This window comes from Streptomyces cacaoi, assembly GCF_006539165.1.
In the GTDB taxonomy this organism is placed as follows: Bacteria; Actinomycetota; Actinomycetes; order Streptomycetales; family Streptomycetaceae; genus Streptomyces; species Streptomyces cacaoi.
On record NZ_BJMM01000006.1, the window covers coordinates 239,277 to 264,587 of the forward strand.

The window sequence follows — 25,311 nt, forward strand, 5'->3', positions numbered from 1 at the left end:
GTCCGTCACCGGAAGTGGCGCCGTCCGCGAGGCAGTTCGACCGGGGGCGGGCCGGCGGTCACGGTGTTGGTGAGCGTGCCGATGCCCTCGGCGGTGAGGGTGACCGTGTCGCCGGGCTTCAGCGGCGGCGGGTCCTGGGTGCCGCGCAGTCCCCACAGTTCGGCCAGGCAGCCGCCGTTGCCGCAGGTGCCGGAGCCGAGGACGTCGCCGGGGACGAGACGGGTGCCGCGTGCGGCGTAGGCGGCCATCTCCTCGAACGTCCAGCTCATGTGGGAGAGCAGGTCCGTGCCGGTCGTCGTGCCGTTGACCTGCGCGGTCAGCGCGAGGTGCAGGAGCCCTTCGGTGTCGCGGTACGGTTCCAGCTCGTCGGCCGTGACGAGGCAGGGGCCGAGCGTCGTGGCGGTGTCCTTGCCCTTGCAGGGGCCGAGACCCACCCGCATCTCGGCGGACTGGAGGTCGCGTGCCGACCAGTCGTTGAGGACGGTGTAGCCGACGATGTGGTCGCGGGCCTGCGCGGGGGTCAGATCGCCGCCCTCGCGGCCGATCACGGCGGCGACCTCCAGTTCGTAGTCGAGGGCGGCGGATCCGGGCGGCATCGGGACGGCGTCGCCGGGCCCGAGGATCGCGTGCGGATTGCTGAAGTAGAAGGTGGGGGCCGTGTACCACTCCTCGGGCACACCGTGCGCGCCGTCCACGGAGCGGCGGACGCCCGCCACATGTTCCTCGAAGGTGACGAAGTCCCGTACGGACGACGGCTGGAGCGGCGGCAGCAGCCGCACCTGGGAGACGTGCGGACCGGGTGCCGCGTCGAGCGCGGCGGCGCCCGCGGCGAGGAGAGCGGGCAGGCCGTCGCCGGAGCGCACCAGCGCGGTGAGCGAGGTGGTGCCCGGCAGCGGGTGAAGAGTGCCCTCCGCGTCGACGACGGCGGTGCGGACGGTGTGCTGGTGTGTGTAGGTGACGAAGCGCATGGGGCTCCTGGACCGGGGCGGGGGAGCGGAAGGAGAACGGCGTCGGGGGCCGGGCCCGAGGCGCGGACGGGGGCCGACGCGCCTTCGGGGCCCGGGGCCGGGGCCCGCCGGGGTCAGACCGGCGGGGCGACGAAGCAGCCGCGGTCGGGATCGTTGAACGACTCCTTGGCGACCAGCTCGTTCATCGGGTTGGCGGTGCCCCACTGGTCGGTGACCTCGGGCTGCGAGAAGTCGTAGACGTGCGGGTGCCAGGTGTCCTCGTCGAGCAGTTCCAGCTCCGTCGTGTACTCCACGGTGTTGCCGTGCGGGTCGAGGAAGTACGTGAAGGTGTTGTCGCCCGCCATGTGCCGGCCCGGCCCCCAGATCTTCCGGAATCCGGCGCGCATGACCCGGCCGGAGCCGCGCATGTACTCGTCGAGGCCGCGCATCTCGAACGAGACGTGGTGCAGGGCGGTGTGCGGCCCCCGTGCGAGAGCCATCGAGTGGTGCTGGTTGCTGATCCGCATGAAGTGCATGACCTCGCCCATGCGCGGGGAGGAGAGCGTGTCGGACAGCGCGAAGCCGAGGTGGCGCTCGTACCACTCCCGAGTGCGGTTCAGGTCGGGGGAGTTGAGGACGACGTGGGAGAGCTTGACCGGGATGGCCTCCTTCTCCTCGATCTTGCGGTGCTGCCGGACGCCGACGTCCGCGGAGACCTCGATGGTGCGGCCGTCGACGTCGAAGAAGCGGAAGCCGTACCCGCCTCCGGGGGTCTCGATCCTCCCGGGTCGCGAGATCAGCTGGACGCCTCCGGCGAGCAGCCGTTCGGCGAGCGTGTCGACGTCGGCGGGTGACGCGGCCCCGTAGGACACGAGGTCGAGGCGCTTCTCGTCGGCCTTGCGCAGCCGGACGACGTACTGCTCCGGGCTGCCCTCGGCGGCGAGGAAGGAGATGCCCGTGTCCTCGGCGACCTCGGTCAGGCCCCAGACGCCGGAGTAGAAGTCGAGCTGCTTGTCGTAGTCGGGCACGGCGAGGTCGACGTGCCGCAGGTGGGTGAGCAGACGGTCGCTCATGGTGTCAGTCCTTCCTCGGGAGGAGGCCGGCCGCGGTACCGCCGCGCACCGCCTCGAAGTCGGCATCGGACAGTCCGGCCGCGCGCAGCGCGCCGAGAGGGTCCGGTGTGCCCATGTCGAAGGGGAAGTCGGAGCCGAGGAGCACCCGGCCGGCTCCGGCCGCCCGTACCAGCTCCCGCAGCACGTGCGGGTCGTGGACGAGGGAGTCGAAGTAGAGGCGCCGCAGGTAGTGGCTGGGCGGGTGCGCGCAGCCGGACGCGGCGTCGGGGCGGGTCCGCCAGGCGTGATCGGCGCGGCCGATGTGGGTGGGCAGATAGCCGCCGCCGTGCGCCGCGACGATCCGCAGCCCCGGATGGCGGTCCAGGACGCCGGAGAAGATCAGGTGGGAGAGGGCGACGGCGTTCTCGGTGGGCTGGCCCACGGAGTTGGACAGGTACCAGCGGTCGAGGCGTTCGTCGAGAGTGCAGCCGAAGGGGTGCAGGAAGACGAGCGCGCCGGTCTCCTCCGCCCTGTTCCAGAGGGGTTCGTAGGCCGGGTCGGACAGTTCGTGCCCCGGCGCGTGGCTGGAGATCTCGACTCCGGACAGGCCCCGCGCGAGCGCGTCGTCGAGGGCCGGCACCGCCAGAACGGGGTGTTGCAGCGGGACGAGTCCGAGGCCGCGCAGCCTGTCGGGCGCGGCCGAACAGTGCTCGGCTGTCGCCTCGTTGGCGAGCCGGAAGAGCGTCTCGGCCGTCTCCTCGCCGGCCCAGTAGTGGTAGTGCGACGGGGAGGGGCTGACGAGCTGGATGTCCACGCCCTGCGTGTCCATGGCGGCGAGCCGGACCGCCGGATCCGTGAGCCGGGGGACGCGCTCGCCGATCATCACGCGGTTGACCTCCAGCGCCGCCGGCCCGTTGCGGCGGGCGTCCAGGGTCCTTGCCTCGCTCAGGCCGGGCAGCCCCTCCACCAGGTCCTCGACCGCGGGCAGCAGGACATGGGCGTGTACGTCGACCGTGGGCGGCGCCGTCACGGCAGCTCCCGCAGCAGTGCCGCGGTGCGCCCCATCAGGCCGGGCACGTCCGCGTCGCGGTCCCCGTCGAGCTGCCATCGGCCGATCCGGACGGAAGCCTCGACCACGGGCCGGACCCGTCCGATCCGCCGCTCGTGGTAGCGCTGGAGCAGCGCGTCGTCCCAGGTGTCGGCGGATATGAGCAGCTGGGCGAGCACCCAGGCGTCCTCCAGCGACAGGGCGGCGCCCTGGGCGAGGGTGGGCGGGCAGCAGTGCGCGGCGTCGCCGGCGAGGACGACGCGGCCACGGTGCCAGGAGCCCTCGACCAGCATCCGGTCGAACCACGTGTAGTTGACCTGGGCCGGGTCGGTGATGTGCGCGGTGATCTCGGGCCAGTGGCCGCCGTAGTGCCGGGTCAGGGAACGCATCTCGTCGGCGTACGAGGCGGGCGGGATACCGGCCCGGTCCCGGTAGTCCTCGACGACGTACGCGTACAGCGTGCTCTCGCCGGTCGGGCAGTAGCCCGCGATGTAGGCGGGGCCCGCGTAGCACAGGTCGGTGCGGGTGACACCGGTGGGGCGGGGTGCCGCGACGCGCCAGATGGCCATGCCGGTGGGTTCGGGCCGGTCCGTGATGCCGATGGCCGCGCGGGTGGCGGAATGCAGGCCGTCGGCGGCGATCACCAGGTCGTAGCGGCCCACGGCGCCGTCGGTGAAGCGGACGGTGACCCCGTCGTCGTCCTGGTCCAGGGACGTGGCGCGGACGCCGAGGCGGACGGTGGCGCCGGCGGCGCGCACCGCGTCGCTGAGGATGCCTTGCAGCCGCGGGCGCCGCATGCCGACGGTGGCGGGCAGATCGTCGCCCCCGGTACGCAGGTCCTCGGTGATGTGCAGGGCGGTGCCGTCGGGGGCGACGATGCCGACCGCGTCGAAGCCGTACCCGGACCGTGCCACCTCCTCCCACACGCCCAGCTCCCGCAGGACCCGCAGGGCGTTGCCCTGAAGGGTGATGCCGGAGCCCGCGGTGGCGTTCCAGTCGTCCCTGGCCTCGACCAGGTCGACCGCGATCCCCGCGCGGCGCAGCAGGATCGCGGCGGCGTTGCCGGCCGAGCCGCCGCCGACGACGAGGACCGTGCGGTGTGCGCGCGTACCGCTCGTACGCGTACTGCTCATGGGGAACTCCTTGTCCCTCAAGGGAGATGGAGGGCTACTTGACGGCGACGGGGTTGACGGGGGAGCCGACCGCGCCGGTGACGGGCAGGGGAGCGGCCGTCAGCCAGAAGTCGTACGCCCCGTCGTGCGCGCAGTCCTCGGCGAGCGCGTCCAGGTCCCACATCTCCCCGATGAGCAGCCCCAGGTGGGGGATGGCGACCTGGTGGAGCGGCTGGAAGGAGTGCGCGAACTCGTTCGGGCGGACCTCGAAGCCCCAGGTGTCCGTGGCGATCGCGGCGATCTCGGTGCGGTGCAGCCATCCCGCGGTGGTGAACGAGAGGCCGGGGGAGGGGCCGCCGGCGTACTCGCCCCAGCCCTCGCGGCGGGCCCGCGCGAGGCGCCCGGTGCGCACGAGCACGATGTCGCCGCGGCCGACGGTCACGCCGTGCGCCTCGGCGGTCGCTCGCAGATGCTCTTCGGTGATGGCGAAGCCGTCGGGCAGCTCGCCGTCCGCGCCGGCGACGCGGCCCACATCGAGCAGGACGCCGCGGCCGGCAACATACGGGGCCATGTGCTCGATGCCGGTGACCAGGTCGCCGTCCGAGGTGACGACCTGCTCAGCGGGACGCCCGTTCCACGCCTTGCCGTGGTCGAAGATGTGGCCGAGACCGTCCCACTGGGTGGAGCACTGCAACGGCATGGCGATGACGTCGTCGGCGCCGCCGAGCCCGTGCGGGAAGCCCTGGTTGCCGAGCGCGGCGTCCGTACCGGTGTCGAGCATCGTGTGCACGGGGTTGGTGCGCCGTCGCCAGCCCCGCTGCGGCCCGTCCCTGTCGAAGCGCTGCGCCAGCGAGAGACTCACGCCCCGGCGCACCAGCGCGGCGCCCTCCCGGCGCTTGGCCTCGTCGAGGAAGTTGAGGGTGCCCAGCCGGTCGTCCTCGCCCCAACGCCCCCAGTTCGAGTACGCCTCGGCGGCAGCGGCGATGGCGCCCTCCGGGTCGTTCCGGTCCAGGGGTCCGGGGTCCGGGGAGCCGGTGGTCACGGCGTCACCTCCGTCACACACCGGGTGCGCTGTGTGCCGAGGCCGGTGATCGAGGCGTCCATCACGTCGCCGTCGCGCAGCAGCCGGCCCCGGTGGATGCCGTTCCCGGCGGGGGAACCGGTCAGTACGAGGTCGCCGGGCAGAAGCCGGGCCGTCCGGGAGATGTAGGACACCATCCGTGCCACGTCGAAGATCATGTCTTTGGTGGACTCGTCCTGCATGGTCTCGCCGTTGAGCTTCAGCACCAGGCGCAGAGCGCCGGGGTCGGCGACCGACTCGGCCGGCACGAGCCACGGGCCGAGCGGGGTGAAGCCGGGCGCGTTCTTGCCGCGCAGCCAGTCCGTGCCGATCTGCGGCATGTCGCGGCGGAAGACACCGGCCCGGTCGGTGAGGTCGTTGGCGATCGTGTACCCGGCGACGTGCTCCAGCGCCTCGGCGACGCCGACGCGGTATGCGGGTCGGCCGATCACTGCTGCCAACTCCAGCTCCCAGTCCGGCTGTTCGGCCCACGCCGGGAGCACGACCTCGTCGTAGGGGCCGGTGAGGGCGCTCGGCAGTCCGATGAAGACGTACGGCAGGTCCTCCCGCGCCCGCCGGTCCATGATCTCTGCTGCCTCGGCCCGGCGCTCGTCCTCCGGACGGTCGTCACCGGGCGCACGGTGGGCGACGTGCAGATCGATGACATGCTGCCGGTAGTTGGCGCCGGACTGGAACACCTGACGCGGCTCGACCGGCGCGTGCACCCGGAGCCCGGCCGACGTCCCGCGCTCCACGGTGTCGTCGTGTGCCAGGGACCGCAGCCGCGGCAGCACGGCCGGCCAGTCCTCCAGCAGGTGACGCGTGGTCAACTGTGGGTCGCCCAGGGCGGTTCGCAGGTCGACGGTCCGCCCGTCGGGCGTGACCAGCGCCGGGAAGGGAGGCCCGTCCGGGGCCGAGAGCGTCGCCAGCGCGAAGGGGCCGGCGAAGGGTGCAGAAGCGGGGGCGGGTTTCACGGGGTGTCCTCCTGGTCGCGGTGAGACCAATCTGGACCGCCGACCCATGATCAGGGAAATAGATTGTGCAAATGAGAGGTATCCACCAGGTAGATTTCCCTTGGCCAGTCGGCCGGTTGGCCGGTTGGCCGGTTGGTCAGCGCTGCTCGCCGCCGCACAGCAAGAGGAAGACAGTGAACCTCGCCCGTCTCGACCTGAACCTCGTCGTCGCCCTGCGTGCCCTGCTGGAGGAGCGCAACGTCACCCGCGCCGGGCAGCGCGTCGGACTGAGCCAGCCCGCCATGAGCGCCGCGCTCTCCCGGCTGCGCCGCCACTTCGGCGACGACCTGCTCACCCGCGTCGGCGGACGCTACGAACTCACCGCGCTCGGACAGGTCCTCCTCGACCGCACCTCCACCGCGTACGACGTCCTGGAGCGCCTCTTCTCCAGCCGGGCCGACTTCGACCCGGCGCGGGAGACACGCGAGTTCACCCTCGTCGCCTCCGACTACGCCGTCTCCGTCTTCGGTGCCGAACTCGCCCGCGTCGTCCACCGGGAGGCCCCCGGCATCCGGCTGCGCTTCGTCCAGACCCCGCCGACCGTGGCCGACGACACGGCCACGCTGCTCAGCGCGGTCGACGGGCTGCTCATGCCGCACGGCGTCATCAGCGGCTTCCCCGCCACCGACCTCTACGACGACCGGTGGGTCTTCGTGCTCGCCGACGACCACCCGTCCCTCACCGACGGACTCACCCGGCAGGACCTGGCCGACCTGCCATGGGTCACCTACCAGCGCACCTACGACGCCCCGGCCGTCCACCAGCTCGGCATGCTGGGCGTGGAACCGCGCGTGGAGGTGTCCGTCGACAGCTTCCACCTGCTGCCGCTTCTCGTCGCCGGAACCCGCCGTATCGCCATGGTCCAGGCCCGGCTCGCCCGCCTGCTCACCCCCTCCGCGGGCGTGCGGGTCGCCCAACCGCCGTACGAGGCGGTCCCGTTGCAGGAGGCCCTGTGGTGGCATCCCGTGCACACCCACGACGCCGGGCACGCCTGGCTCCGGGAGACCGCGGCTCGCGTCGGGGCCACGCTGCCACGGCTGCACGCCGGGTGACCGCCGCTGCCGGGCTGCTCGGGACCTGCGGGCTCAGCCGGTGCACGGGGTTTCGTCCGCCGCGCGTCCGGCTGCGGCGAGAGCGCCTTCGACGTGACCGGGGAACGCCGTGACGGTCTCGGCGGACGCCCAGCGTGGCCGGCTGTCCGGCGGCCCGGCGCGCCGACCGGCGGTAGCCGGGATCCCCGAAGAGCCGGTGGCCGGTGACGCGGGGCAGCACGGGCCCCCGCCCCGTGGCCTTTTCGGCGGCCCGTATCCGCTCCTCATCGGCGCCCGGTCGCAGGAGCGCGGCCGTGCCCGGGGCGTACTGGCCGAGCCATGCATCGATGCGGGCCCATGCGGCGGCAAGGCGTTCTGTGCCGTCACTCGTCACGCCGCCGGACGGTACCAGGGCCCTCGGCCATGGCGAGAGGACCTGCTCGGCACCGGCTCCGCTGGGACCGTGCCCGGCCGGGACATCTGTTCCGTACCCGACGCACACAGCCAACCGGCCGTCAGGAGAAGGGAGTTCGCTTCGCTGCCGACGCCGCCCGGTCTCCGTGACGGTAGACGCCGGTGCCCGGGCGACGGCTGTCCAACAGGGAGCGCCCTGTCGGACGCCGGGCATGTCCGCCCTGCTCGCAAGTTGGTCCGGGCCGCCAGGCTCGTAGCTCGCCGGCACGAGGCGAACCGGCCACGCCCACCGGGTCGACTCCGGCGGTCGCGACGTCGGGCGTGCAGCCGGCCCGCGCCGATGAATACGAGCTGTCGGCGTTCTGCGAGTCGCCCGCAACAGGGCGGGACTCCGCGTGGCGGGGTCAGAACTGGTTCTCGCCGCCGTTGACGTGCAGCGTGGTGCCGAGCATGAAGCTGCTGTCCGCGGAGGCGAGGAAGGCCACCGCGGCGGCGACCTCCTCCGGGCGTCCCCTGCGGCCGATCGGTACGCCCGCCGCGAGTTCCGCCTTGACCGCGTCCGCGTCCTCCTCGCCGATGGCGCTGTCGACTCCGGGGGTGTCGATCGCGCCCGGCGCAACCGTGTTGATCCGGATGCCCCTGCCCTTCAGCTCGTTGGCCCAGGTCCGCGCCAGGGACCGGACAGCGGCCTTCGACGCCGCGTACAGGCCGAAGTTCTCCCGGCCGTCGTCGGCACGGATCGAGTCGTTGAAGATCACCGAAGCGCCGTCGTTCAGCAGCGGCAGCGCCTTCTGCACGGTGAGCAGTGTGCCCCGGACATTGGTGCCGAAGATCTGGTCGAACTGTTCCTCGGTGGCGTGCGCCAGCGGTGCGAGCGTGGCCATGCCCGCGTTGGCGAAGAGCACATCCAGGCCCTGGCCGCGGGCACGGACCGCGTCGTACAGCCGGTCCAGGTCGGCCGGTTCGGATATGTCGCCCGGCACAGCGGTGACCGCGGAACCGATCGACTCGACGGCCCTGTCGAGCGCGTCCTCGCGCCGGCCCGTGATGAACACATGGGCGCCCTCGGACGCCAGCCGTGCGGCGGTGGCCAGGCCGATCCCTGTGCTCCCGCCGGTGACGACGGCGGTCTTGTCTTCCCTCTGCCTCATTGCGTGAACTCCCGAAACTTGGATACCGATCGGTGCAGAATGGAACGGTAGCACTTCTGCACCGATCGGTATCGAGGTCGTAGGATGGGGGCATGGAGAACACCCGGAAGGCGCCGATCGGCCGGCCGAGAGGCTTCGACGCCGACGAGGCCCTGGAGCGGGCGATGAGGGTCTTCTGGGAGCAGGGCTACGAAGGCGCCAGCCTGACCGACCTGACCAGCGCCATGGGCATCACCCGCAAGAGCATGTACGCGGCCTTCGGCAACAAGGAGGAGCTGTTCCGCAAGGCCCTGGAGCGCTACACCGAGGGCCCCGCCGCCTATGCGGCCCGCGCGTTGGAGAAGCCGAGCGCCCAGGAGGTGGCCACGGCGTTCCTCGCCGGCTCGGTCAACGCGACCACCCGTCCCGGTTGCCCCACCGGATGCCTGGGCGTACAGGGCTCACTGGCCTCCGGCGACTCCGGACGGCCGGCCCAGGACGCCCTGATCGCCTGGCGTGACGACGGCCGTACCCGCCTCCTCCACCGCTTTCAGCAGGCCGCCGACGAGGGGGACCTGCCCCCGGACGCGGACCCGGAACTGCTCGCCCGCTACCTCATGACCGTGGCGAACGGCATCGCCGTCCAAGCTGTCGGCGGTGCCAGCCGCTCCGAACTCCAGCAGGTGGCCGACGCGGCGTTGCGGAGCTGGCCACTCGTCTGACAGCAGGCACGCACAGAAGGGGTCGTGACCTCGGCCGCGAGGACTCGTCCACGCGGCCACAACACCCCGTTGTTCACCAGCTGGTGATCCCGTGATCCCGCCACGGACGGCCACGCTCGTCAACGCCCGGTAGCACAGGCGCTGTCGGCCCTCGCGCCGCGTCCGTCGACGCACCACAACCCACCACAAGGTCAATTGCCGGAAGGCAGTTGAGCTATCTGTTGTTCGATCAGGACCGGGCGTGCCTTCGTGGTCCGACACGACGTCGGCGTTCCCGCTTCGACCCGGGTGGGCAACTCAAGCTGTCCGTGGAGCGCCGAAGCGCAGGCCGTCGTAGAGGACGGTGGTGATCTGCCGGGCTTCGTCCTGCCAGCCCTCGGTGGCGTGCATGGCGCAGATGCCGCCCAGGGCGCGCAGCAGGGTGGGGCCGGTGACGTCGTCGCGGATGGTGCCGGCCTTGGCGCCCGCGTCGAGCAGCAGGGTCAGCGCGTTGGCCATCCGGGTGCGGGCGTTGTCGAAGAGCGGTGAGCTCGTCGCCATGATGCTCTCCAGGGCGACGGCCATCCCCTTGCCCACGGCTGCGTGGTCCACGAGCAGCAGCAGAAACCTCCGCAGGGCCTCGTGCGGGTCGTGTTGTTCCAGGAGCTGTGCGGGAGCGGTGCACAGTTCGTCGACTTCCTTGCGGTAGACCTCCTCGATGAGTGCTTCGCGGGTCTCGAAGTGGCGGTAGAGCGTTCCCACGGCCACTCCGGCCCTGCGGGCGATCGCCTCGACGTGCGTGTCGGTGTCGCCACCGAGGAACGCGTCCCGGGCCGCGGCCAGGAGCGCCTCGCGGTTGCGGCGCGCGTCGGCGCGCAGCGGACGTGATGAGGGCAACAGAACCTCCCTAAGGTGAGTCCGACTCCGGATATGTATTGTTTCCGGAGTCGGGTTCATCTTACGGAGGAGGGCACTCATGACGGAGACAGGGGAAGGTCTGGACGGGCTGCGTGTGCTGGTCACCGGCGGCAGTCGCGGCCTGGGCGAAGCGACCGCCCGCCGCTTCGCCGCCGCGGGGGCGACCGTGCTGACCGCCTCTCGGAGCAGGCCGAGAGAGGATCTGCCGGTCACGTTCATCCAGGCGGACCTCTCCACCGAGCAGGGAGTGGCGGAGCTGGGTCGGCAGGTCGTCGACCGCGTGGGCGGGGTGGACGTACTCGTGAACAACGCGGGCGCGGCGAGCGCCCCGGCGCCGACCCTGAGCCGGTCGGAGGAGTCCTGGCGTGCGGACCTGGAGATGAACCTCCTCAGCGCCGTGCGCTTGGACCGGGCTCTGGTGCCGGGGATGGTCGAGCGGGGGTCCGGTGTCGTCGTGCACGTCTCCTCGATCGCGAGCCGCCTTCCGCAGCGTAGGGACGCGTCCTACGCCGCCGCCAAGGCGGCGCTCAACGCCTACAGCCGCGAACTGGCCACCGAGGTGGGCGAGTAAGGGGTGCGCGTCGTCTGCGTCCTGCCGGGCTTCGTCGTCACCGAGGGCGCCACCGCCCACCTACAGCACCTCGCCGACCAGCAGGGCGTCAGCACCGACGAGGTGGCGCAGCAGATCGCGGACCATCTGAAGGTGCCGATGGGGCACCCAGGAGATCCCGAGGACGTCGCCGAGATGATCGCGTTCCTCGCCTCGGGGCGTGCGAAGTGGCTCACGGGAGCGCAGTTCCGCGTCGACGGCGGCATCATCCCGGCGGTCTGAGCCGTGGCAGACACGAAGAAGGCGGACACCACCGTGAACATCACCCTGAGCTCCGTGATCATCGATGCTGCCGACCCGGAGTCGGAGGGTGCCTTCTGGCAGCGGCTGCTCGGCGGCTCGATCACCCGGACACCGACCCATCACTTCATCCAGGCCCCCGGCTTTCCGGTACTCGTGATCCAGGCGGCCCCCGGGCATGCCGCCCCGCACTGGCCGGACGGAACCTCGCAACAGCTGCACCTCGACTTCGCCGTCGACGATCTCGCGACCGCCGACCGGACGGCGGTCGAGGCCGGTGCCAGTCGGCTGCGGCCCACCGACGCCGTCCCTCCGGATTCCCGGAAGGGCAGCCGGGTCTACGCCAGTCCGGCCGGCCACCCCTTCTGCCTGCGTACGGTCTGACGGCGGGGGAGACCGTGGCTGTCAACAGTGAGACAGCGTCGTGTGGGCGGCGCGTGGGAGCGTGCAACACCACTGCGGACGGCTGATCTTCATGGAGATCAACGAGGAGCGGACGCCCCTGACGCGTCCCAGCGGACTGGCGTGGGACGTGCCGATCCGGGTTGCCCGGCCGGCGACGGGTGTACGAGGTGTGGCAGTCGGCGCCCAGGCCGGCCGCACCCATGACATCCCGCCGCCTGTCACGATCACATCCCGGCCCTTCACGCGCTGTCGCGGTGGACGCTCTTGGGAGCTCCGGCGCGTTGCCGGTGTCAGTCGGTTCGTAGACCGTCGAGTAGAACGGTCAGCGCCAAGTGGTGACCATGTGCGGGGTCAGGCTCAAGTCCGAGTACGCATCCCTGTGTCGCTGGGGCGCCGGTCAGCCGCAGCACTTCCTTCCAGGGCAGATCCCGGCGAAGACGTCCCTGGTCCTGAGCGCGTTCGATGACCTGCCGGGTGAGGTCGAGGAGCTCGTGGCGCTGCTGGGCGACAGCGGGCCCGCCGTGCTGGTCCAGGGAGCCGGACAGTCCCGCGTTCTGAGCGGTGTACAGGGCCAGGTCGGTGAACAGCGACGAGAAGCCCTCCCAGGCGTCATCGCAGCCCAAAGCCTGGTGTGCGGTGCTGATCAATTCCGTGAGGATGTCGCGCAGTACCGCCGCCATGAGCTGGTCGCGTTCGGGGTAGCGCCGGTAGACGGTGCCCACGCCGACGCCGGCCTCCCGGGCGATCTCGTGGTAGCTCACGTCCAGCCCGGTGGAGGCGACGGCACGACGCGCGGCCGCGAGAACCCGCGCGGCATTGCGCTGGGCGTCGGCACGCACGGGCATCGCCGCCCCCTGGGGCGTCGCAGGCCGCTCCTTGTTCATCGCCCCACCCTATCCGTAAGTGGACAGCTTCTGTCCGTCTCCTCTACTCTCATGGAAACGGACAAGGTCTGTCCGTTTGTTCGGCTCGTGCGAGAGGTGCGCAGCATGGGGTCCCGCGTGTGGCTGATCACCGGCGCGTCCGGCGGGTTGGGCCAGGCTCTGGTCGGTGAGGTTCTCGGTTCAGGCGAGCGAGTAATCGCCGTCACGCGCGACGACGAGCCGCTGCATCCGCTGACCGCCGCCTTTCCCGGCCGTCTGCGCACCGTGAGCGTGGACATCACCGACGCCGATACGCTGCGTCCGGTACTGGATGACGCGATCACCGGGTTCGGCCGCCTCGACGTCGTCGTCAACAACGCCGGCTACGCGCTGGCGGGCCCCTTCGAGGAACTGGACGACACGGAGCTGCGCGCCCAGTTCGAAGTGAACTTCTTCGCCGCCGCCAGTGTCCTGCGCACCGCCCTGCCCCACCTGCGCGCGGCAGAAGCAGGCCGTGTATTGCAGATCAGCTCGCTGGCGGGTCAGATCGGTGCCCCGGGGATGAGCGCCTACACGGCCAGCAAGCACGCCCTCGAAGGTCTGAGCGTCTCACTGGCCGCCGAGCTCACCCCGCTGGGCATCCGGACGACGATCGTGGAGCCCGGAGCAGCCCGCACAGGCTTCCGCGCCAACTGGGCGAGCCGGCTGCCCGGCGACGCCGCCCTCCCCGACTACCTCCCCGTGCACGAAGCGCTGGCGCGCTCCGCCGACGCCGCGGCAAGGCAGGTCGGCGACCCCGCCCGTGTGGCCCAGGCCCTCGTCGTCCTCGCCGATATGCCCAGCCCCCCGCTGCGCCTTCCTCTCGGCAGCGACGCCCTCGCCGGCATCGGCAACGCCCGCAGCGACCAACTCGAAGAGCTACGCCGATTCGCGACGCTGAGCTCTTCCACCGACCACGCAGAGGCAATGTGATATGTCCGAGCATCGCACCACCAGCCGGTTCGCCGTCGTCACGGGCGGCAGCGAGGGCTTGGGTCTGGCCATCGCCGGTGCCCTCGCCCACGACGGGGCGGAGCTGATTCTCGTCGCCCGCAACCCCGAGAAGCTCAAGACCGCCGCCGAGGAGCTCGGCCGGCAGGGCGCCGTCGTGCACACCGTCCCCGCGGATCTCTCCGCGCCCGTTGCCCCCGCCCGGATCGCCGCGCACGTCCGAAACCTGACCGACCGGGTCGACACCCTCGTCAACAACGTCGGCACCGCACATTTCGCCTCCCTTGCCGACACCACGGTCGACGAGATGAACACCATGTGGCACCTCAACGTCCAGGTGCCGCTGCTGCTGAGCCAGCAACTCCTGCCCGCCCTCGTGAACGCTCGGGGAAGCATCATCAACATCAGCAGCTATTGGGCCCGCAAAATGGTCGCCGGCCGTCATTCGGCCGCCTACTCCGCCACCCGCGGAGCGCTCAACTCCATGACCCGGGCGCTGGCCAGTGAACTCGGCCCCCAAGGCGTCCGTGTCAATGCCATCGCTCCCGGTGCTGTCCGCACTCCCAAGTACGAACGCTCCTATCTCGCCCCCATGGCCGCAGAGGAACGCGCCGCACACGACGAGCAGATCGAGTACTCCTACCCCCTGGGGCGTCTGGGCACCGCCGATGACGTCGCCACCGCGGCCGCCTACCTGGCCTCGGCCCAGTGGACCACCGGCACCATCCTCGCCGTCGACGGCGGACTCACCGCCCGCTGACTTCTGCAAGGTTCTTGAGGCAGCGTCAATCTGTCGGAAATCCCGCTTGTTGAGCGGTCATGTGTCGCTGTGGGGCAGGCGATCTCCGACGGTGATCTGGAACGCGCTCAGTGGCACCTTCCCGCGCATGGCCCGCCACTTGTCGCATGCCAACCTGCTTCAGGCCGTGGCAAACGACAGCGCGCGGTGACGTCGGTTCTGCGCGAAGGTGTGCCGGGACACGTGCTTCAGTCGTGGCCCCGCACCGCGGCGAGGCACTGATCGTAGAGGTCCGCCAGGTCGATCCGTCCGTCATGTCCGGCCCAGAGTTCGGTTGCCGTGTCGATACAGGCGAAGACTGTCGCGACGATCGCCTTGGACTGTGTTTCGGGAACCGCGCCGCTGGGGCCGTTGCCCAGTCGCGCCCGGATGACGGGGACGAGTTCGGCCTGCCAGTGCAGTCGCTTCTCGATGTAGCGGGCGTGCAGCGAGGGTGTGTCGAAGATGAGGCGGGAGAGTTCCAGCGCACGTTCAGGGGGATGGTTGGCGGTCAGAATGACCTCGAACCCGGCGCGCAGGGCATCCCAGGCGGACATCTCGGCCGGTTGCTGCTCGACGGTGCGTTTCAGCAGCTCGCCCAGCGCCTCCTGGTCGCCGCAGACCAGGTCCTCCTTGGTTCCGAAGTAACGGAAGAGGGAGCGCTGCGAGATCCCCGCCTCCCGCGCGATCTGCGCGATCGTCGTCTGCTCGTAGCCCTGCTCGGCGAACAGGCGTACCGCCGTATCCAGGATCGCCTGGACGGCGACCTGCCGCGAACGCTCCCACAAGGTCGTCATGGACATCAGGATACGCCTCTGGACAGCGGCCGCCTACTTGGCATTAACTGCCAGGAAGTCAGCGACTGAAAGAAGGAGGCCCATGCCTGCCGTCGACTACCACGCACAGACCACCCTCATCACCGGGGCCAGCGCGGGCCTCGGCGCCGAGTTCGCCCGCCAGCTCGCCGCCCGCGGCTCCGGCCTGGTGCTGGTCGCCCGCCGCGGAGAACGCCTGGAGAAGCTGGCCACCGAACTGCGCGCACAGCATCGGATCCAGGTGCACGTGGTGGAGATGGACCTGGCCACGGACCACCCCGGGCAGGCGCTGGCCGCGCGGGTGGCCCAGCTCGGTCTGCACGTCACGAGTCTGATCAACAACGCCGGGTTCGCCACCTTCGGCCCTTTCCACCAGGCGGATCCGGACCGGCTACGCCGGGAGATCGCGGTCGATGTGACCGCGGTCGCCGACATCAGCCGTGCCTTCATCGACCAACTGCGCACCGCGGGCCGCGGTGTACTGGTCAACGTGGCGAGCATGGCCGCCTACCAGCCCAACCCGCGCATGGCGGTCTACGGGGCGACCAAGGCGTTCGTGCTCAGCCTCACCGAGGCTCTGTGGGAGGAGTCACGCGGCACCGGTCTGCGGGTGCTGGCCCTGTCCCCCGGCGCGACCCGGACCGAGTTCTTCGACGTCGTGGGCACCCCACAGGCCGCCGGAGGGACCAGGCTCGCCTCGCCCGTCGACGTCGTCCGCACCGCGCTGGCCGCCCTGGACCGCAGGAACCCGCCACCCAGCGTCATCGCAGGCCGTACGAACCGGGTGATGGCCTCCCTCGCCCGACGCCTGGCCACCCGGCGCCAAGTCATCCGGACCATCGGCCGGCTGACCGCCAAGGAGGCATGACGATGGGCGGAAAGGCCGTAGTGACTCCCGAACTCGTTCCGGCCCTCTCCGCCCCTGTGGCGTTGTCGTTCCGAGGGCGACATGCGCCGGTCGGGCGGGTGGACAAGCCAGTGACGGGGCTTCCGGACCAGGTGCCTGTAAGGAGCGGGTGCGCGGGTACGGCGGCCCTGCCGACGAGCCGACAATTCTCAGACAGAACAGGCGATGAAGTCAGTCAGTGCGTCAGGACCATCTGCCGCATCCTCATTGTCGGTAAGGGCGGCCAGATCAGTCCGCAACTCTTCCGGCTGGGCACGGAAGTGCGTCACACGCTGACCAGTCTCGCCGCCCAAGAGTCAGTGCCGCCCCCAACGTGCGAAGACGTCTTCGGCCGGGCGGGCGCGGCTCACCTACCTGCTGAGCGCCCACAGCGGGGGGGTATCCGGAAAGGTCGCACGAGACGTCGCCCGCGGCCCGGACACGGCTGGCAAGTCGGCCGTGGCTTCATCGCGGTCTTACCCGAGCGCGTCGGAGGACGTGGCCCAGTAGTTCGTCAGCATCTCACCGGGCCACGCGGGTTCGCGAACCGCTCCCCGCGGCCCCATCTCTGCGAAGTAGGGCGACAGGTCGTAGATCTTGGTGCCGACCACTGCGTCCAGGTCGGTCACACGCAGGCTGAGCCCGTCGACCTTCAGCAGCCGTGGAAAGCTCTGCGCCAGCTGGTTGGGCCGGCGGTGATTGCGATGGGCGAACGTACCGGTGGCCGGCCACCGCGTATTCCCACGCGGGCTACGCGCGTGGTACTCGACGTCATCGGGGGATGCCTGGTCGAAGTGCCACACGACGACCAGATGGGAGAACTCTTCCAGCCCCTGCACGGCATCGAGAGGAAAGCCTGTGTCCAGCTGGATCACCGAGTCGACGCCTCCCCAATAGTCGTCGACGACGTCGGCACGCCCCACGACGACTTCGCCGATCGGTTCGATCTCCAAAGCCATGGTCCCAGCCCTTCGATACGGCCTCAACGCAACGTCTGCTCAAGCTACTTGCGCCAGGTACGAGACCGCACGGGCATCGAGCTCACTTGCAGCGGGGATGCCGCGCTTGCGGGGAGGGGGCACGCTGCACGAGGTGGCAGGGCGCCTGGGCATCCCCCACGGCACAGTGCACGGTGCGGTGCTCCGGTTCTGCGCAAGTTGTTTGCCGTCAAGGACGGGGTCCGTACAGCGGCGTCGGGGCGTCCTCCGTGCCCCACACCAGGAACCCACCAGGGGCCAGGGCCGGACGGCCTTCGGTGCGGTCGTGCGGTTGGGGCAGGGTGAAGGGGCGTCCTTGTTCCAGGCACGCGGCGATCTCCTCGGCCCACACGTGCAGCGGCCAGCACTCCCAGGACGGATATCCGGGGTAGGGGTCGGTGTCGCCCTCCGAGAACCACGTGTTGAGCCCGCCGAAGGTGTCCTTCTCCGGCCGGGAATCGACGTACCAGCCCTCCACACGCTCCTCGTCCGCGGCGAAGGGCAGACGGAGAAGATCGGCCTCCTCGTCCTCGTCCACGTCGACGCCGGCGTACGCGCTCCTGTGCCAGAAGGCGTTCTCCCGAACGAGTTCCTCCAGGGTGAGCATCGACGTCCGCTTGGGCAGGAGGCAGTCCAGACCGTCGTCGCGGTGTTCCATGCCGTCGTGGATGCGGTACCAGGCCGCCAGCTCCGGCGGGAAGACCCGCCGCGTGGCCTCTTCGGCTGCCCGTATCCGCTCCTCATCGGCGCCCCGTCGCAGTAGCGCGGCCGTACCGGGGGCGTACTGGCCGAGCCATGTATCGATGCGGGTCCATGCGGTGGCAAGGCGTTCTGTGCCCTCTCTCGTCACGGCGCCGGACGGTACCAAGGCCCTCGGACATGGACCTGCTCGGACTGGCTCCGCTGGGACCGTGCCCGGCCGGGACATCTCTTCCGTACCTGACGCCCCGGCCAACCGGCCGTCAGGAGAGGGGCTTTCGTCGCCGATCGGTAGTGACGGCGTCAGGGGAGGGCGGTGGTCTGGTCTCGGCGGGGCGGCCGAGTGGGTCCCTCGGGGCTCCGGCTGCGTGCGGACTGCTCGCGATGCCGCGCTGCACCGGTGCCCGGGCGACGGCTGTCCCACAGGAAGCGCGGAGGCACGGGAAGCGTCCCGCCGGACGCCGCTCAGTCCTCCAACTCCCGTACGACGCGGGCCGGGGAGCCGAGTGCGAGGACCCCCGCCGGCAGGTCCTTGGTCACCACCGAGCCGGCGCCGACCACCGTGTTCTCGCCGATCGTCACGCCGGGGCAGACGATCACGCCGCCGCCCAGCCAGACGTTGTCGCCGATGGTTACCGGCAGTGCCCGCTCCCAGCCCTCGCGTCTGCGCTCGGCCTCCAACGCGTGGGTGGAGGTGAGCAGTTGGACGTAGGGGCCCATTTGGACGTGCTCGCCTATGGTGACGGGGGCCGACGCGATGAACACCGCGCCGAAGTTGACGAACGTGTGGGCTCCGATGCTGATGTACGTGCCCATGTCGCAGCGGAACGGCGGGCGTACGTTGACGCCTTCGCCGACGGATCCCAGGAGTTCTCCCAGGATCCTGCGCCGCTCGGCTCGGCCGGGGGCCTCTTTGCCCTCGGCATTGTAGAGTGCGCAGAGGGCGGCCCGCCGCTCCGCGGCCTCCCGCAGTTCCGGCTCATTTTTCGGCAGAAACCATTCGCCGGCCCGCATCCGGTCAAGGTGTTCCCCCATGCCCACGTCCTCTTCCTGTGTGCAGCTTCGAGACGGCTGCATGCTAACAACCGGCGAGGTCGAGGGCTCCTCAACCAGCAGGTGGAGCACTGCCGTTGGCGTCCCGTAGTGGACCGGCCGCGCGCAGGCGCGGACAATACCGGACGACGTTGATTGGCCGATGAAAGCAAGCCACGTCCCTACCCGATACCGAGCCCGCCCAGTCCTCGATTGACTGGGTTTCTCACCCCTGTCCAACGCGCATCGGAGAAAGCACCTTGCTCCCACAATTCCTGCCCCGTCGTGCTGAGGCCCGGTGGATTCTCGGCGGGACCCTGTTATCAGCCGTCGGCCGGGGGCTGACCCTGCCGTTCCTGTTCATCTATCTCACGGAGGTGCGGCACCTCTCGGGCTCCCAGGCCGGATTGCTCATCGGCTGGCTGGGGGCCGTGACGCTCGCCATGTCGCCGTTCGGCGGCACGCTCATAGACCGCTTCGGAGCGCGCAGGGTCGTCATACCGTGCCTGATCATCGAGGCCCTCGGCACCGGCTCCCTGGCGCTCGTGGACTCCGTGGTCACGGCCTTCCTCGCCGTGTCGGTGACGGGGATCGGCAACTCGGCCATCGTGGCGGGGCAGTCGACGATCCTCGCCTCTCTGACCGACGCGGGGGAGCGCCAGCGGGCGTTCGGCCTCCAGTTCACTCTGCTCAACCTGGGGCTGGGAGTCGGCGGTCTGGTGGCCGGCGCCATCGTGGACACCGCGCGGCCCGGCACGTTCCAGGCCGTCTACGCGCTCGACGCGCTCAGCTTCCTCGCGCCGGTGGTGATCCTGCTGGCGATGCCGTCCGTCGGCGGGCCCTCGGCGTCCCATGAGAAGACGGAGGTACGGCGCTCCGGCGGCTATCTGGCCGTGCTGCGCGACCGCCCGTTCCGGCGGCTGGTGACGTTCGGACTGGTGCTGACCACCTGCGGCTACGCGCAGATCCAGGTCGGTTTCCCGGCGTACGCGATGCAGGTGGTGGAGGTGACGCCGCGGGTCGTCGCCTGGGCGCTCGCGGGGAACACCATCGTCATCGTGGTGGCCCAGCTGCTGGTGATCCGGCTGATGGAGCGCCGCAGCCGCGCCCTGGTGCTCGCCCTGGTAGGGGCGATGTTCGCGGCGGCGTGGATCGTGCTCGGGGCCGGCAGGCTCTTCGCCCAGGAGCACGCGCTCCTGGCCGCGCTGTGCGTGGCGGCGTGCGCGGCGATCTTCGGCTTCGGCGAGACGATGCTCTCCCCGGTGCTGCCGGTGCTCACCAACTCGCTCGCCACGGACGAACTGCGGGGCCGCTACAACTCGTTCACCTCCATCATCTTCGGAATCAGCGGCGTCATCGGGCCGGTCTCGGCCGGACCCCTGCTGGAGGCCGGCGGCGGCATGGTGTGGGTGGGGGCGGTCACCGCGGGGTGCCTGGTCGCCACCCTGCTGGCGCTCTCGCTGCGTCCGCTGCTCACCGCCGTGCAGGACGGCAGGGCCCTGCCCGAACCGGCCGCCGCGAGCGGCGAACTGGCCGGCCGCTGAGGCCCCTTGCGCGGCGGGCCGCGACCACACCGGTCCCGGCCCGCCGCGTGGGCGGAGTCAGTTCGCGGGAACCGAAGGGGTGCGCTCCCGCAGTTCGGAGAGGAAGGCGTCGACCGTCGCCACGGGAGCGGACCACCCCAACTCCCGCGCCAGCCGCGTGAGCTGGGGGCGTTCGAGGTCCGTGGGGGGTCCGCTCCTCTCCGCTGCATCGTCCCGGCTGCCGTCCGCGGGGAGGGCGGTGGCGTCGGCGGCGAGCCACTGCTCCACGGTTCCGTCCCAGCGGACCCTGCCCCGCTCCAGCACGATGACCCGCTCGAAGTGCTGCACGCAGAACTCCATGTCGTGGGTGACGGCGATGACCGTGCGCCCCTCCTCGGCGAGTTCGCCGAGGAGGGAACCCAGCAGTGCCAGCGAGCGGTGGTCCTGGCCCGTCGTCGGCTCGTCCAGCACCACCAGGGGGGTGTCCATCGCCAGGACGGAGGCCAGCGCCACGCGCTTTCGCTGGCCGAAGGACAGGTGGTGCGGATGGTCCTGGGCGTGGTGCGTCAGGCCCGTCACGCGCAGCGCCCACTCGCACGCCCGCGCCCGCTGCTCGGCGGTGAAGCCGAGGTTGCGGGGCCCGAACTCGACCGCCTTGGCGACGGTACGGGCATGCAGCTGGTCGTGCGGGTTCTGGAAGACGAACCCGACCGAGCGGGCGAGTTCGGCGATGCTCAGCTCGTCGGTTCTGCGGCCCTCGACCTCCACGGTGCCCGAGGTGGGCCGTTCGATACCGACGAGGTGACGGGCGAGTGTGCTCTTCCCGGCCCCGTTGGAGCCGACGACGGCGACGCGTTCACCGGCCGCCACCTGGAAGGTGACGCCGTTCAGCGCCGGGGTGCCGTTCGCGTACGCGTAGGTCAGGGAGTCGATGGAGAGGATCACGGCTGGTCTCCGGCGGGGATCGGGATGCGGTGGGTGACCTGGTGGAAACCGTCGGCTGCCGTCTCCAGCGTCACCGGCAGCGGGCGGCTCTCGTCCCACAGCCCGTGTTCGGCGGCCCGTCGCGCGGCGGTGGTGTACTGGAGCGGGCCGACGCCCCACTCGGGGAGCCGCGGATCGCCCAGCACCTCCCGCGTCGGCCCGTCCGCCGCCACCGCGCCGTCCTCCAGCACCACCACCTGGTCCGCCGAACGGGCCAGCAGCTCCAGCCGGTGCTCCATGACGAGGACGGCCACGCCGCGCTCCTTGAGCGCGTCGAGGATGCCGAAGACTCGTCGGCTGCCTTCGGCGTCGAGCTGGGAGGTCGGTTCGTCGAGCACGATCACCGCGGGCCGCATCGCCAGCACCGAGCCGATGGCCAGGCGCTGTTGCTGCCCGCCGGACAGCTCGTACGGCGAGCGGTCGGCCAACTCGCTCAGCCCGACGTCCGCCATGACATGCTCGACGCGGTGGCGCATCACGTCCCGCTCGACGGCCAGATTCTCCAGCCCGAACGCGAGTTCCTCACGGACCGTGAATCGCGCACCGGAAATCTGGCTGAACGGATCCTGCCTCACCAGCCCTACGGAGGTGGCGAGTTCGGCCATCGGCGTACCGGCCACGGGCCGGCCGCAGACCTCGACGGATCCGCTGAATTCGCCGCCGGTGAGATGCGGGGAGACGCCGCTGACCACCGCCGCCAGCGTCGTTTTTCCGCTGCCGTCCGCACCCACGACACCGCATATGGTGCCCGGCCGGACGGTCATGGTGATCGAGCGCAGCGCCGGCGCCGGCCGTCCCGTGGGATAGGTGAAGGTGAAATCCTTGAATTCGATCACCGTATGACTCCCCACACATTGACGGCGACGGCCGCGGCCGCGCAGAGAATCATCACTGCGCGCGCCACTCTCTGTCCGGTGCTGTCCGGCAGCGGCCCGGACAGACTCGTGGGACGGCGGGTGACGCCGAACGCCCGGGTCTCCATCGCGGCGGCGCGGTCCCCGATCTCGGTGAAGGCGCCCAGTATCAGCGGGCCCGCCAGCGGCACCAGCGCCCGCACCCGTCCGCGCAGCCCTCGTATGACCAGGCCATGGGCCTGCTGGGCCTGGAGGATGCGCTGCGCGCGTGCGGCGAAAGCGGGACCGATCTGTAGAGCCGCGGAGATGACGTACACGATTTTGGGCGACATCCCGCGCTGTGTCATGGCGCTCATCAGCCTGCTCGGAGAAGTGGTCAGCAGCAGAAAGAGGAAACTGGCGACCAGCACCATGATGTGCAGCGCCGTCTGTGCCGCGAAGATGAGCCCTTCGTAACTCAGCCGGGCCGGTCCCAGGGCCGCGATCACGCGTTCCGCGCCCGGATAGAAAAAGCCCTGCACAAGAAATAAGGCGACGACCACCGGAGCGGAGAAGAGGGCCAGCAGCTGTGTGAATCTGCGCAGCGCTCCCGCATACACGATGGCCGGGAGCAGGACCAGCAGTAACAACGCCAAAGGCCAGAGGGCCGACGTATGGGCGAATCCGCACACGGTCACCGAGAAAGCAAAAACGAGCTTGGTGACCGGATTCAGCCGGTGTATGGGAGAGGTGTCCGATACGGCCAAGATACTCATGCCACGCCCGCCTTTCCCGCGGCCGGTGCGTAGGTGTTCAGCACATGGTGTTCACGGGCGAAGGAGAACCGCTGCACGAAGCCCGCCGGCAGTCTCGCCAGGATGGTCAGCGCCAGCGCGACGGTCAGCGCCTTGTCCAGCGGGTCGGCCGCGAGCCCCTGGAGGCTGGCGGCCCGGAGCATGCCGTCGCCGTACGCCTGGAAGGTCGCGATCAGCGCGGACTGGCCCACCGAGCCGCCGGCGTTGCCGAAGACGAACGTGGTGATGGGGGCGGAGATGACACCGGCCACGACCCCGATGAGGGCTCCGCCGGCCAGTGCCGTCGGTTTTCTGCGGAACCAGCCCAGGCGCGCCAGCGCGCCCGCGACGAAGCCGACGGCGGCGGCCGTCACCGCGTAGGGAAGCGCTCCCGGCGTGATCGTCATGCCGACGAGGATGCTGGTCAGCGCGCCCGTCGCGGCCCCCGCCGCGGGGCCGGCGACCACCCCGACCAGTACCGTGCCGATGGCGTCGAGCTGGAGGGGAAGGCCGCTGAAGTAGACGATCTTGCCCATCACGATGTTGACCGTGATCGCGACGGGCAGCAGCGTCAGCGTCGTGGTCGGGAGGCGGGCCATGGCGCCGGAGATGATGAGCATCGCGCCGATTCCGTAGCCGCCCAGCGCCAGCAGGGCCGCCGGGCCGCCCACGCCGTGCGCGGAGGTGGGTTTCGCCGCGATGAGCGCGACATAGGTCAGCAGGATGACCGTCGTGCCGAGTCCGATGCGCCAGCGTTCACTCAACTGCCACGGATTCACCTGACATAAACCAATCAATCGGGATTCATTGATCAGAAACAGAGGGTCTCGCCCCAGACGTAGCGGGATGGGCGCCGCCGGGTAGCCGCTGACGAGCGGACGCCGATGCGTGCGCGAACTTCGGGGATCCGGCGGCGGGTTCGGTCCGACTCCGGGCCCGGCGCACGCCGTGCGAGCCGTCGTGCACCGGGGCCTGCCGGTTCGGTGTGGATTCTCACAGTTTCGCGAACAGCTCACCCACCTGTGCCGCGCACGCCCTCGACCGCAGGCTTCTGCTGCCGTGACGGACGCGCTTTCACCAGATGTCCCATCCCCTTCAGTGGGCCGGAATTCGGGCTGTTTCGCAGCAATAGCACGCAACAATGATGGCTTGATCGTTCCGTTGTCCAGGCGTCATAGTCCCCAGTGCGACGGCCCGTGTCAACAGGCCGCAGCCGGCACTAGAAGAATTCATAAGAAGCCTCAACGGCCGCCAGGAGTGATCTTGACAACGGGGTTTGGCATGGTGTGCGGTCTTTCTCGGAAGCGTGCTGCGACCAGCGGCTTCGGCTTTACTCCCACCGGGCCTCACGGAGGATTGAGCTGGAAATCCCCTCAGTTCCGCACGACGTCCTCCTTGGCTTGTTCCAGCCCTATCCCGAAAGGTTGTCATGACAAGCTACCCCTCCTTCGCGGACGCTTATACGGCCGGCTTGAGCGATGTACTTGCTGACGGCAGCTACGTGCCTTCCGTCCGCGACCCCCTCTCCAAGGCGTCTGATTTCGGCCGCAACGACCGGCCCTATCGGGAACTGCTCGGCTACCAGACCCGGATCGAGAACCCCGCCTCCGCGCTGGCGGCCAGCCCGGACCTTCCCATCAACCTGTCGTACTGTTTCGGCCTGCTCGCCTGGTCGCTCGCCGGCCGCAACGACGTCGAGACCCCGGCCTTCTACCGCCGCGGCGCCTACGAGTACTCCGACGACGAGCACACCCTCAGCGGCGCCTTCGGCCACCGCCTGGTGACCCACAACGGCAACCAGCTCGAAGAGGTCATCGGCCGCATCGAGCGCGACCCGGCCCACCGCCGCGCGTTCGCCCTGGTGCTGGAGCCCGAGGACAATTTCCGCCAGTCACGCGAGTACCCGTGCGCCGTCGGCGTCCATCTGTTCCTCCGCGACGGCAGGCTCACCTGGCTGACCGTCATGCGCGCCCAGCAGGCGCTGACCGTCATGCCCTACGACGCCTTCCTCTTCATGGGGATGCAGCAGTACGCCGCGTCCCAGCTGAACGTGCCCAGCGGGCCCTACATCCACCAGGCCGGAACCTTCCACTTCTACGAGAACGAGGCCCCGCTGGCGCAGAAGATCGTCGACGCCCCGCCGGCCGCCGCCGCGCTCCCCTCCTTCCCCCACGACGCCGAGGGCGGCCGCCGGGTCGCCGCCGAACTCATCGACTACGAGCGCAGGCTGCGCGAGGCGGCACAGGCCGGCGACGTGGCCGCGGTGGACGAGATCGCCGGCCGTCCGGCCGAGACCGACTTCGCCGACGTCGCCCGCGCCTGCCTCGCCACCCACGCCTACCGCAAGCTCGGCGACACCATGTCCCTCGTGACCAGCTCCGCTGCCGACAGCGCGGTCGCGGACCTCATATCGGCGATCTGACAGCCGCAGTCCGATCGCAAGGAGGGACACACCA

25 protein-coding genes and 2 pseudogenes are annotated in these 25,311 nt (G+C 70.5%); 9 read left to right on the top strand and 18 right to left on the bottom strand.

Annotation, left to right across the window (positions count from 1 at the left end):
* Positions 1-5: 5 nt before the first annotated feature.
* The 6 genes from SCA03_RS08605 to SCA03_RS08630 all read right to left on the bottom strand — a co-directional run bounded on the left by SCA03_RS08605 (position 6) and on the right by SCA03_RS08630 (position 6,193).
* Positions 6-968 (bottom strand): fumarylacetoacetate hydrolase family protein, encoded by a 963-nt coding sequence (locus SCA03_RS08605; protein ID WP_086815152.1) that lies wholly within the window; start codon positions 966-968, stop codon positions 6-8.
* Between the two features lie 113 nt (positions 969-1,081).
* The gene (locus SCA03_RS08610; protein WP_030883667.1) at positions 1,082-2,020 is read right to left on the bottom strand and encodes a VOC family protein; all 939 of its coding nucleotides are present in this window, start codon (positions 2,018-2,020) and stop codon (positions 1,082-1,084) included.
* Between the two features lie 4 nt (positions 2,021-2,024).
* The gene (locus tag SCA03_RS08615; RefSeq protein ID WP_169729612.1) at positions 2,025-3,029 is read right to left on the bottom strand and encodes an amidohydrolase family protein; all 1,005 of its coding nucleotides are present in this window, start codon (positions 3,027-3,029) and stop codon (positions 2,025-2,027) included.
* Positions 3,026-4,180, bottom strand: coding sequence for an FAD-dependent oxidoreductase (locus SCA03_RS08620; protein ID WP_030873896.1), 1,155 nt, complete (start codon positions 4,178-4,180; stop codon positions 3,026-3,028). Before SCA03_RS08620 ends, SCA03_RS08615 begins: the two co-directional genes overlap by 4 nt.
* Positions 4,181-4,214: 34 nt before the next feature.
* Entirely contained in the window at positions 4,215-5,201 is a 987-nt protein-coding gene (locus SCA03_RS08625) for a cyclase family protein (RefSeq protein ID WP_230988548.1), read from the bottom strand.
* On the bottom strand, positions 5,198-6,193 hold the full coding sequence (locus SCA03_RS08630) for a fumarylacetoacetate hydrolase family protein (RefSeq protein ID WP_230988549.1): 996 nt from the start codon (positions 6,191-6,193) through the stop codon (positions 5,198-5,200). The genes SCA03_RS08625 and SCA03_RS08630 overlap by 4 nt, the downstream gene beginning before the upstream one ends.
* A 173-nt stretch (positions 6,194-6,366) precedes the next feature.
* Between SCA03_RS08630 and SCA03_RS08635 the strand changes: the two genes are divergently transcribed.
* Entirely contained in the window at positions 6,367-7,284 is a 918-nt protein-coding gene (locus SCA03_RS08635; protein ID WP_030873890.1) for a LysR family transcriptional regulator, read from the top strand.
* A gap of 797 nt (positions 7,285-8,081) precedes the next feature.
* Here the strand turns inward: SCA03_RS08635 and SCA03_RS08640 are convergent.
* The gene (locus SCA03_RS08640) at positions 8,082-8,828 is read right to left on the bottom strand and encodes an SDR family oxidoreductase (protein ID WP_030873887.1); all 747 of its coding nucleotides are present in this window, start codon (positions 8,826-8,828) and stop codon (positions 8,082-8,084) included.
* A 92-nt stretch (positions 8,829-8,920) separates the two neighbouring features.
* Here SCA03_RS08640 and SCA03_RS08645 point away from each other — a divergent pair, with 92 nt between their 5' ends.
* Entirely contained in the window at positions 8,921-9,529 is a 609-nt protein-coding gene (locus SCA03_RS08645; protein WP_086814718.1) for a TetR/AcrR family transcriptional regulator, read from the top strand.
* A gap of 91 nt (positions 9,530-9,620) precedes the next feature.
* Here the strand turns inward: SCA03_RS08645 and SCA03_RS35495 are convergent.
* Positions 9,621-9,716: pseudogene (locus tag SCA03_RS35495) on the bottom strand (IS5/IS1182 family transposase); the annotation flags it as partial.
* Between the two features lie 110 nt (positions 9,717-9,826).
* Positions 9,827-10,405: a TetR/AcrR family transcriptional regulator gene (locus SCA03_RS08655; protein WP_086814717.1), complete on the bottom strand. Its 579-nt coding sequence runs from the start codon at positions 10,403-10,405 to the stop codon at positions 9,827-9,829.
* Positions 10,406-10,484: 79 nt separating this feature from the next.
* On the opposite strand from SCA03_RS08655, the pseudogene SCA03_RS08660 reads away from it, so the two are divergent.
* Together SCA03_RS08660 and SCA03_RS08665 are read left to right on the top strand one after the other, a co-directional pair.
* Positions 10,485-11,258 (top strand): annotated as a pseudogene (locus SCA03_RS08660) (oxidoreductase).
* A gap of 33 nt (positions 11,259-11,291) precedes the next feature.
* On the top strand, positions 11,292-11,660 hold the full coding sequence (locus SCA03_RS08665; protein WP_030873878.1) for a VOC family protein: 369 nt from the start codon (positions 11,292-11,294) through the stop codon (positions 11,658-11,660).
* Positions 11,661-11,971: 311 nt separating this feature from the next.
* Here SCA03_RS08665 and SCA03_RS08670 read toward each other — a convergent pair whose 3' ends face one another.
* The gene (locus SCA03_RS08670; protein WP_086814716.1) at positions 11,972-12,565 is read right to left on the bottom strand and encodes a TetR/AcrR family transcriptional regulator; all 594 of its coding nucleotides are present in this window, start codon (positions 12,563-12,565) and stop codon (positions 11,972-11,974) included.
* Between the two features lie 51 nt (positions 12,566-12,616).
* Here SCA03_RS08670 and SCA03_RS08675 point away from each other — a divergent pair, with 51 nt between their 5' ends.
* Complete coding sequence (locus tag SCA03_RS08675) at positions 12,617-13,516, top strand: SDR family oxidoreductase (RefSeq protein WP_230988550.1); 900 nt, start codon at positions 12,617-12,619, stop codon at positions 13,514-13,516.
* A gap of 1 nt (position 13,517) precedes the next feature.
* Entirely contained in the window at positions 13,518-14,294 is a 777-nt protein-coding gene (locus SCA03_RS08680) for an SDR family NAD(P)-dependent oxidoreductase (RefSeq protein ID WP_086814714.1), read from the top strand.
* A 227-nt stretch (positions 14,295-14,521) separates the two neighbouring features.
* Here SCA03_RS08680 and SCA03_RS08685 read toward each other — a convergent pair whose 3' ends face one another.
* A complete protein-coding gene (locus SCA03_RS08685; RefSeq protein ID WP_086814722.1) occupies positions 14,522-15,109 on the bottom strand; it encodes a TetR/AcrR family transcriptional regulator in 588 nt (195 codons plus the stop codon).
* Positions 15,110-15,191: 82 nt separating this feature from the next.
* Here SCA03_RS08685 and SCA03_RS08690 point away from each other — a divergent pair, with 82 nt between their 5' ends.
* On the top strand, positions 15,192-15,995 hold the full coding sequence (locus tag SCA03_RS08690; protein ID WP_086814713.1) for an SDR family NAD(P)-dependent oxidoreductase: 804 nt from the start codon (positions 15,192-15,194) through the stop codon (positions 15,993-15,995).
* 494 nt (positions 15,996-16,489) lie between these two features.
* On the opposite strand, the gene SCA03_RS08695 is transcribed toward SCA03_RS08690, so the two are convergent.
* The 3 genes from SCA03_RS08695 to SCA03_RS08705 all read right to left on the bottom strand — a co-directional run bounded on the left by SCA03_RS08695 (position 16,490) and on the right by SCA03_RS08705 (position 18,724).
* The gene (locus tag SCA03_RS08695) at positions 16,490-16,972 is read right to left on the bottom strand and encodes a TrmO family methyltransferase domain-containing protein (protein WP_086814712.1); all 483 of its coding nucleotides are present in this window, start codon (positions 16,970-16,972) and stop codon (positions 16,490-16,492) included.
* A 208-nt stretch (positions 16,973-17,180) separates the two neighbouring features.
* Positions 17,181-17,840 (bottom strand): SMI1/KNR4 family protein, encoded by a 660-nt coding sequence (locus SCA03_RS08700; RefSeq protein ID WP_141275287.1) that lies wholly within the window; start codon positions 17,838-17,840, stop codon positions 17,181-17,183.
* A gap of 314 nt (positions 17,841-18,154) precedes the next feature.
* Positions 18,155-18,724: a sugar O-acetyltransferase gene (locus tag SCA03_RS08705; RefSeq protein ID WP_086814710.1), complete on the bottom strand. Its 570-nt coding sequence runs from the start codon at positions 18,722-18,724 to the stop codon at positions 18,155-18,157.
* 257 nt (positions 18,725-18,981) lie between these two features.
* On the opposite strand from SCA03_RS08705, the gene SCA03_RS08710 reads away from it, so the two are divergent.
* The gene (locus tag SCA03_RS08710; protein ID WP_086814709.1) at positions 18,982-20,265 is read left to right on the top strand and encodes an MFS transporter; all 1,284 of its coding nucleotides are present in this window, start codon (positions 18,982-18,984) and stop codon (positions 20,263-20,265) included.
* A 57-nt stretch (positions 20,266-20,322) separates the two neighbouring features.
* On the opposite strand, the gene SCA03_RS08715 is transcribed toward SCA03_RS08710, so the two are convergent.
* From SCA03_RS08715 to SCA03_RS08730, 4 genes are read right to left on the bottom strand one after another with little or no spacing between them, the layout of a single operon-like run.
* A complete protein-coding gene (locus tag SCA03_RS08715; protein WP_086814708.1) occupies positions 20,323-21,189 on the bottom strand; it encodes an energy-coupling factor ABC transporter ATP-binding protein in 867 nt (288 codons plus the stop codon).
* Positions 21,186-22,064, bottom strand: coding sequence for an energy-coupling factor ABC transporter ATP-binding protein (locus SCA03_RS08720; protein WP_086814707.1), 879 nt, complete (start codon positions 22,062-22,064; stop codon positions 21,186-21,188). Before SCA03_RS08720 ends, SCA03_RS08715 begins: the two co-directional genes overlap by 4 nt.
* The gene (locus SCA03_RS08725) at positions 22,061-22,837 is read right to left on the bottom strand and encodes an energy-coupling factor transporter transmembrane component T family protein (protein ID WP_051855284.1); all 777 of its coding nucleotides are present in this window, start codon (positions 22,835-22,837) and stop codon (positions 22,061-22,063) included. Before SCA03_RS08725 ends, SCA03_RS08720 begins: the two co-directional genes overlap by 4 nt.
* Positions 22,834-23,619: a hypothetical protein gene (locus SCA03_RS08730; protein WP_051855283.1), complete on the bottom strand. Its 786-nt coding sequence runs from the start codon at positions 23,617-23,619 to the stop codon at positions 22,834-22,836. Before SCA03_RS08730 ends, SCA03_RS08725 begins: the two co-directional genes overlap by 4 nt.
* A gap of 707 nt (positions 23,620-24,326) precedes the next feature.
* Here SCA03_RS08730 and SCA03_RS08735 point away from each other — a divergent pair.
* Positions 24,327-25,277, top strand: coding sequence for a thymidylate synthase (locus SCA03_RS08735; RefSeq protein WP_212766678.1), 951 nt, complete (start codon positions 24,327-24,329; stop codon positions 25,275-25,277).
* Positions 25,278-25,311: the final 34 nt, after the last annotated feature.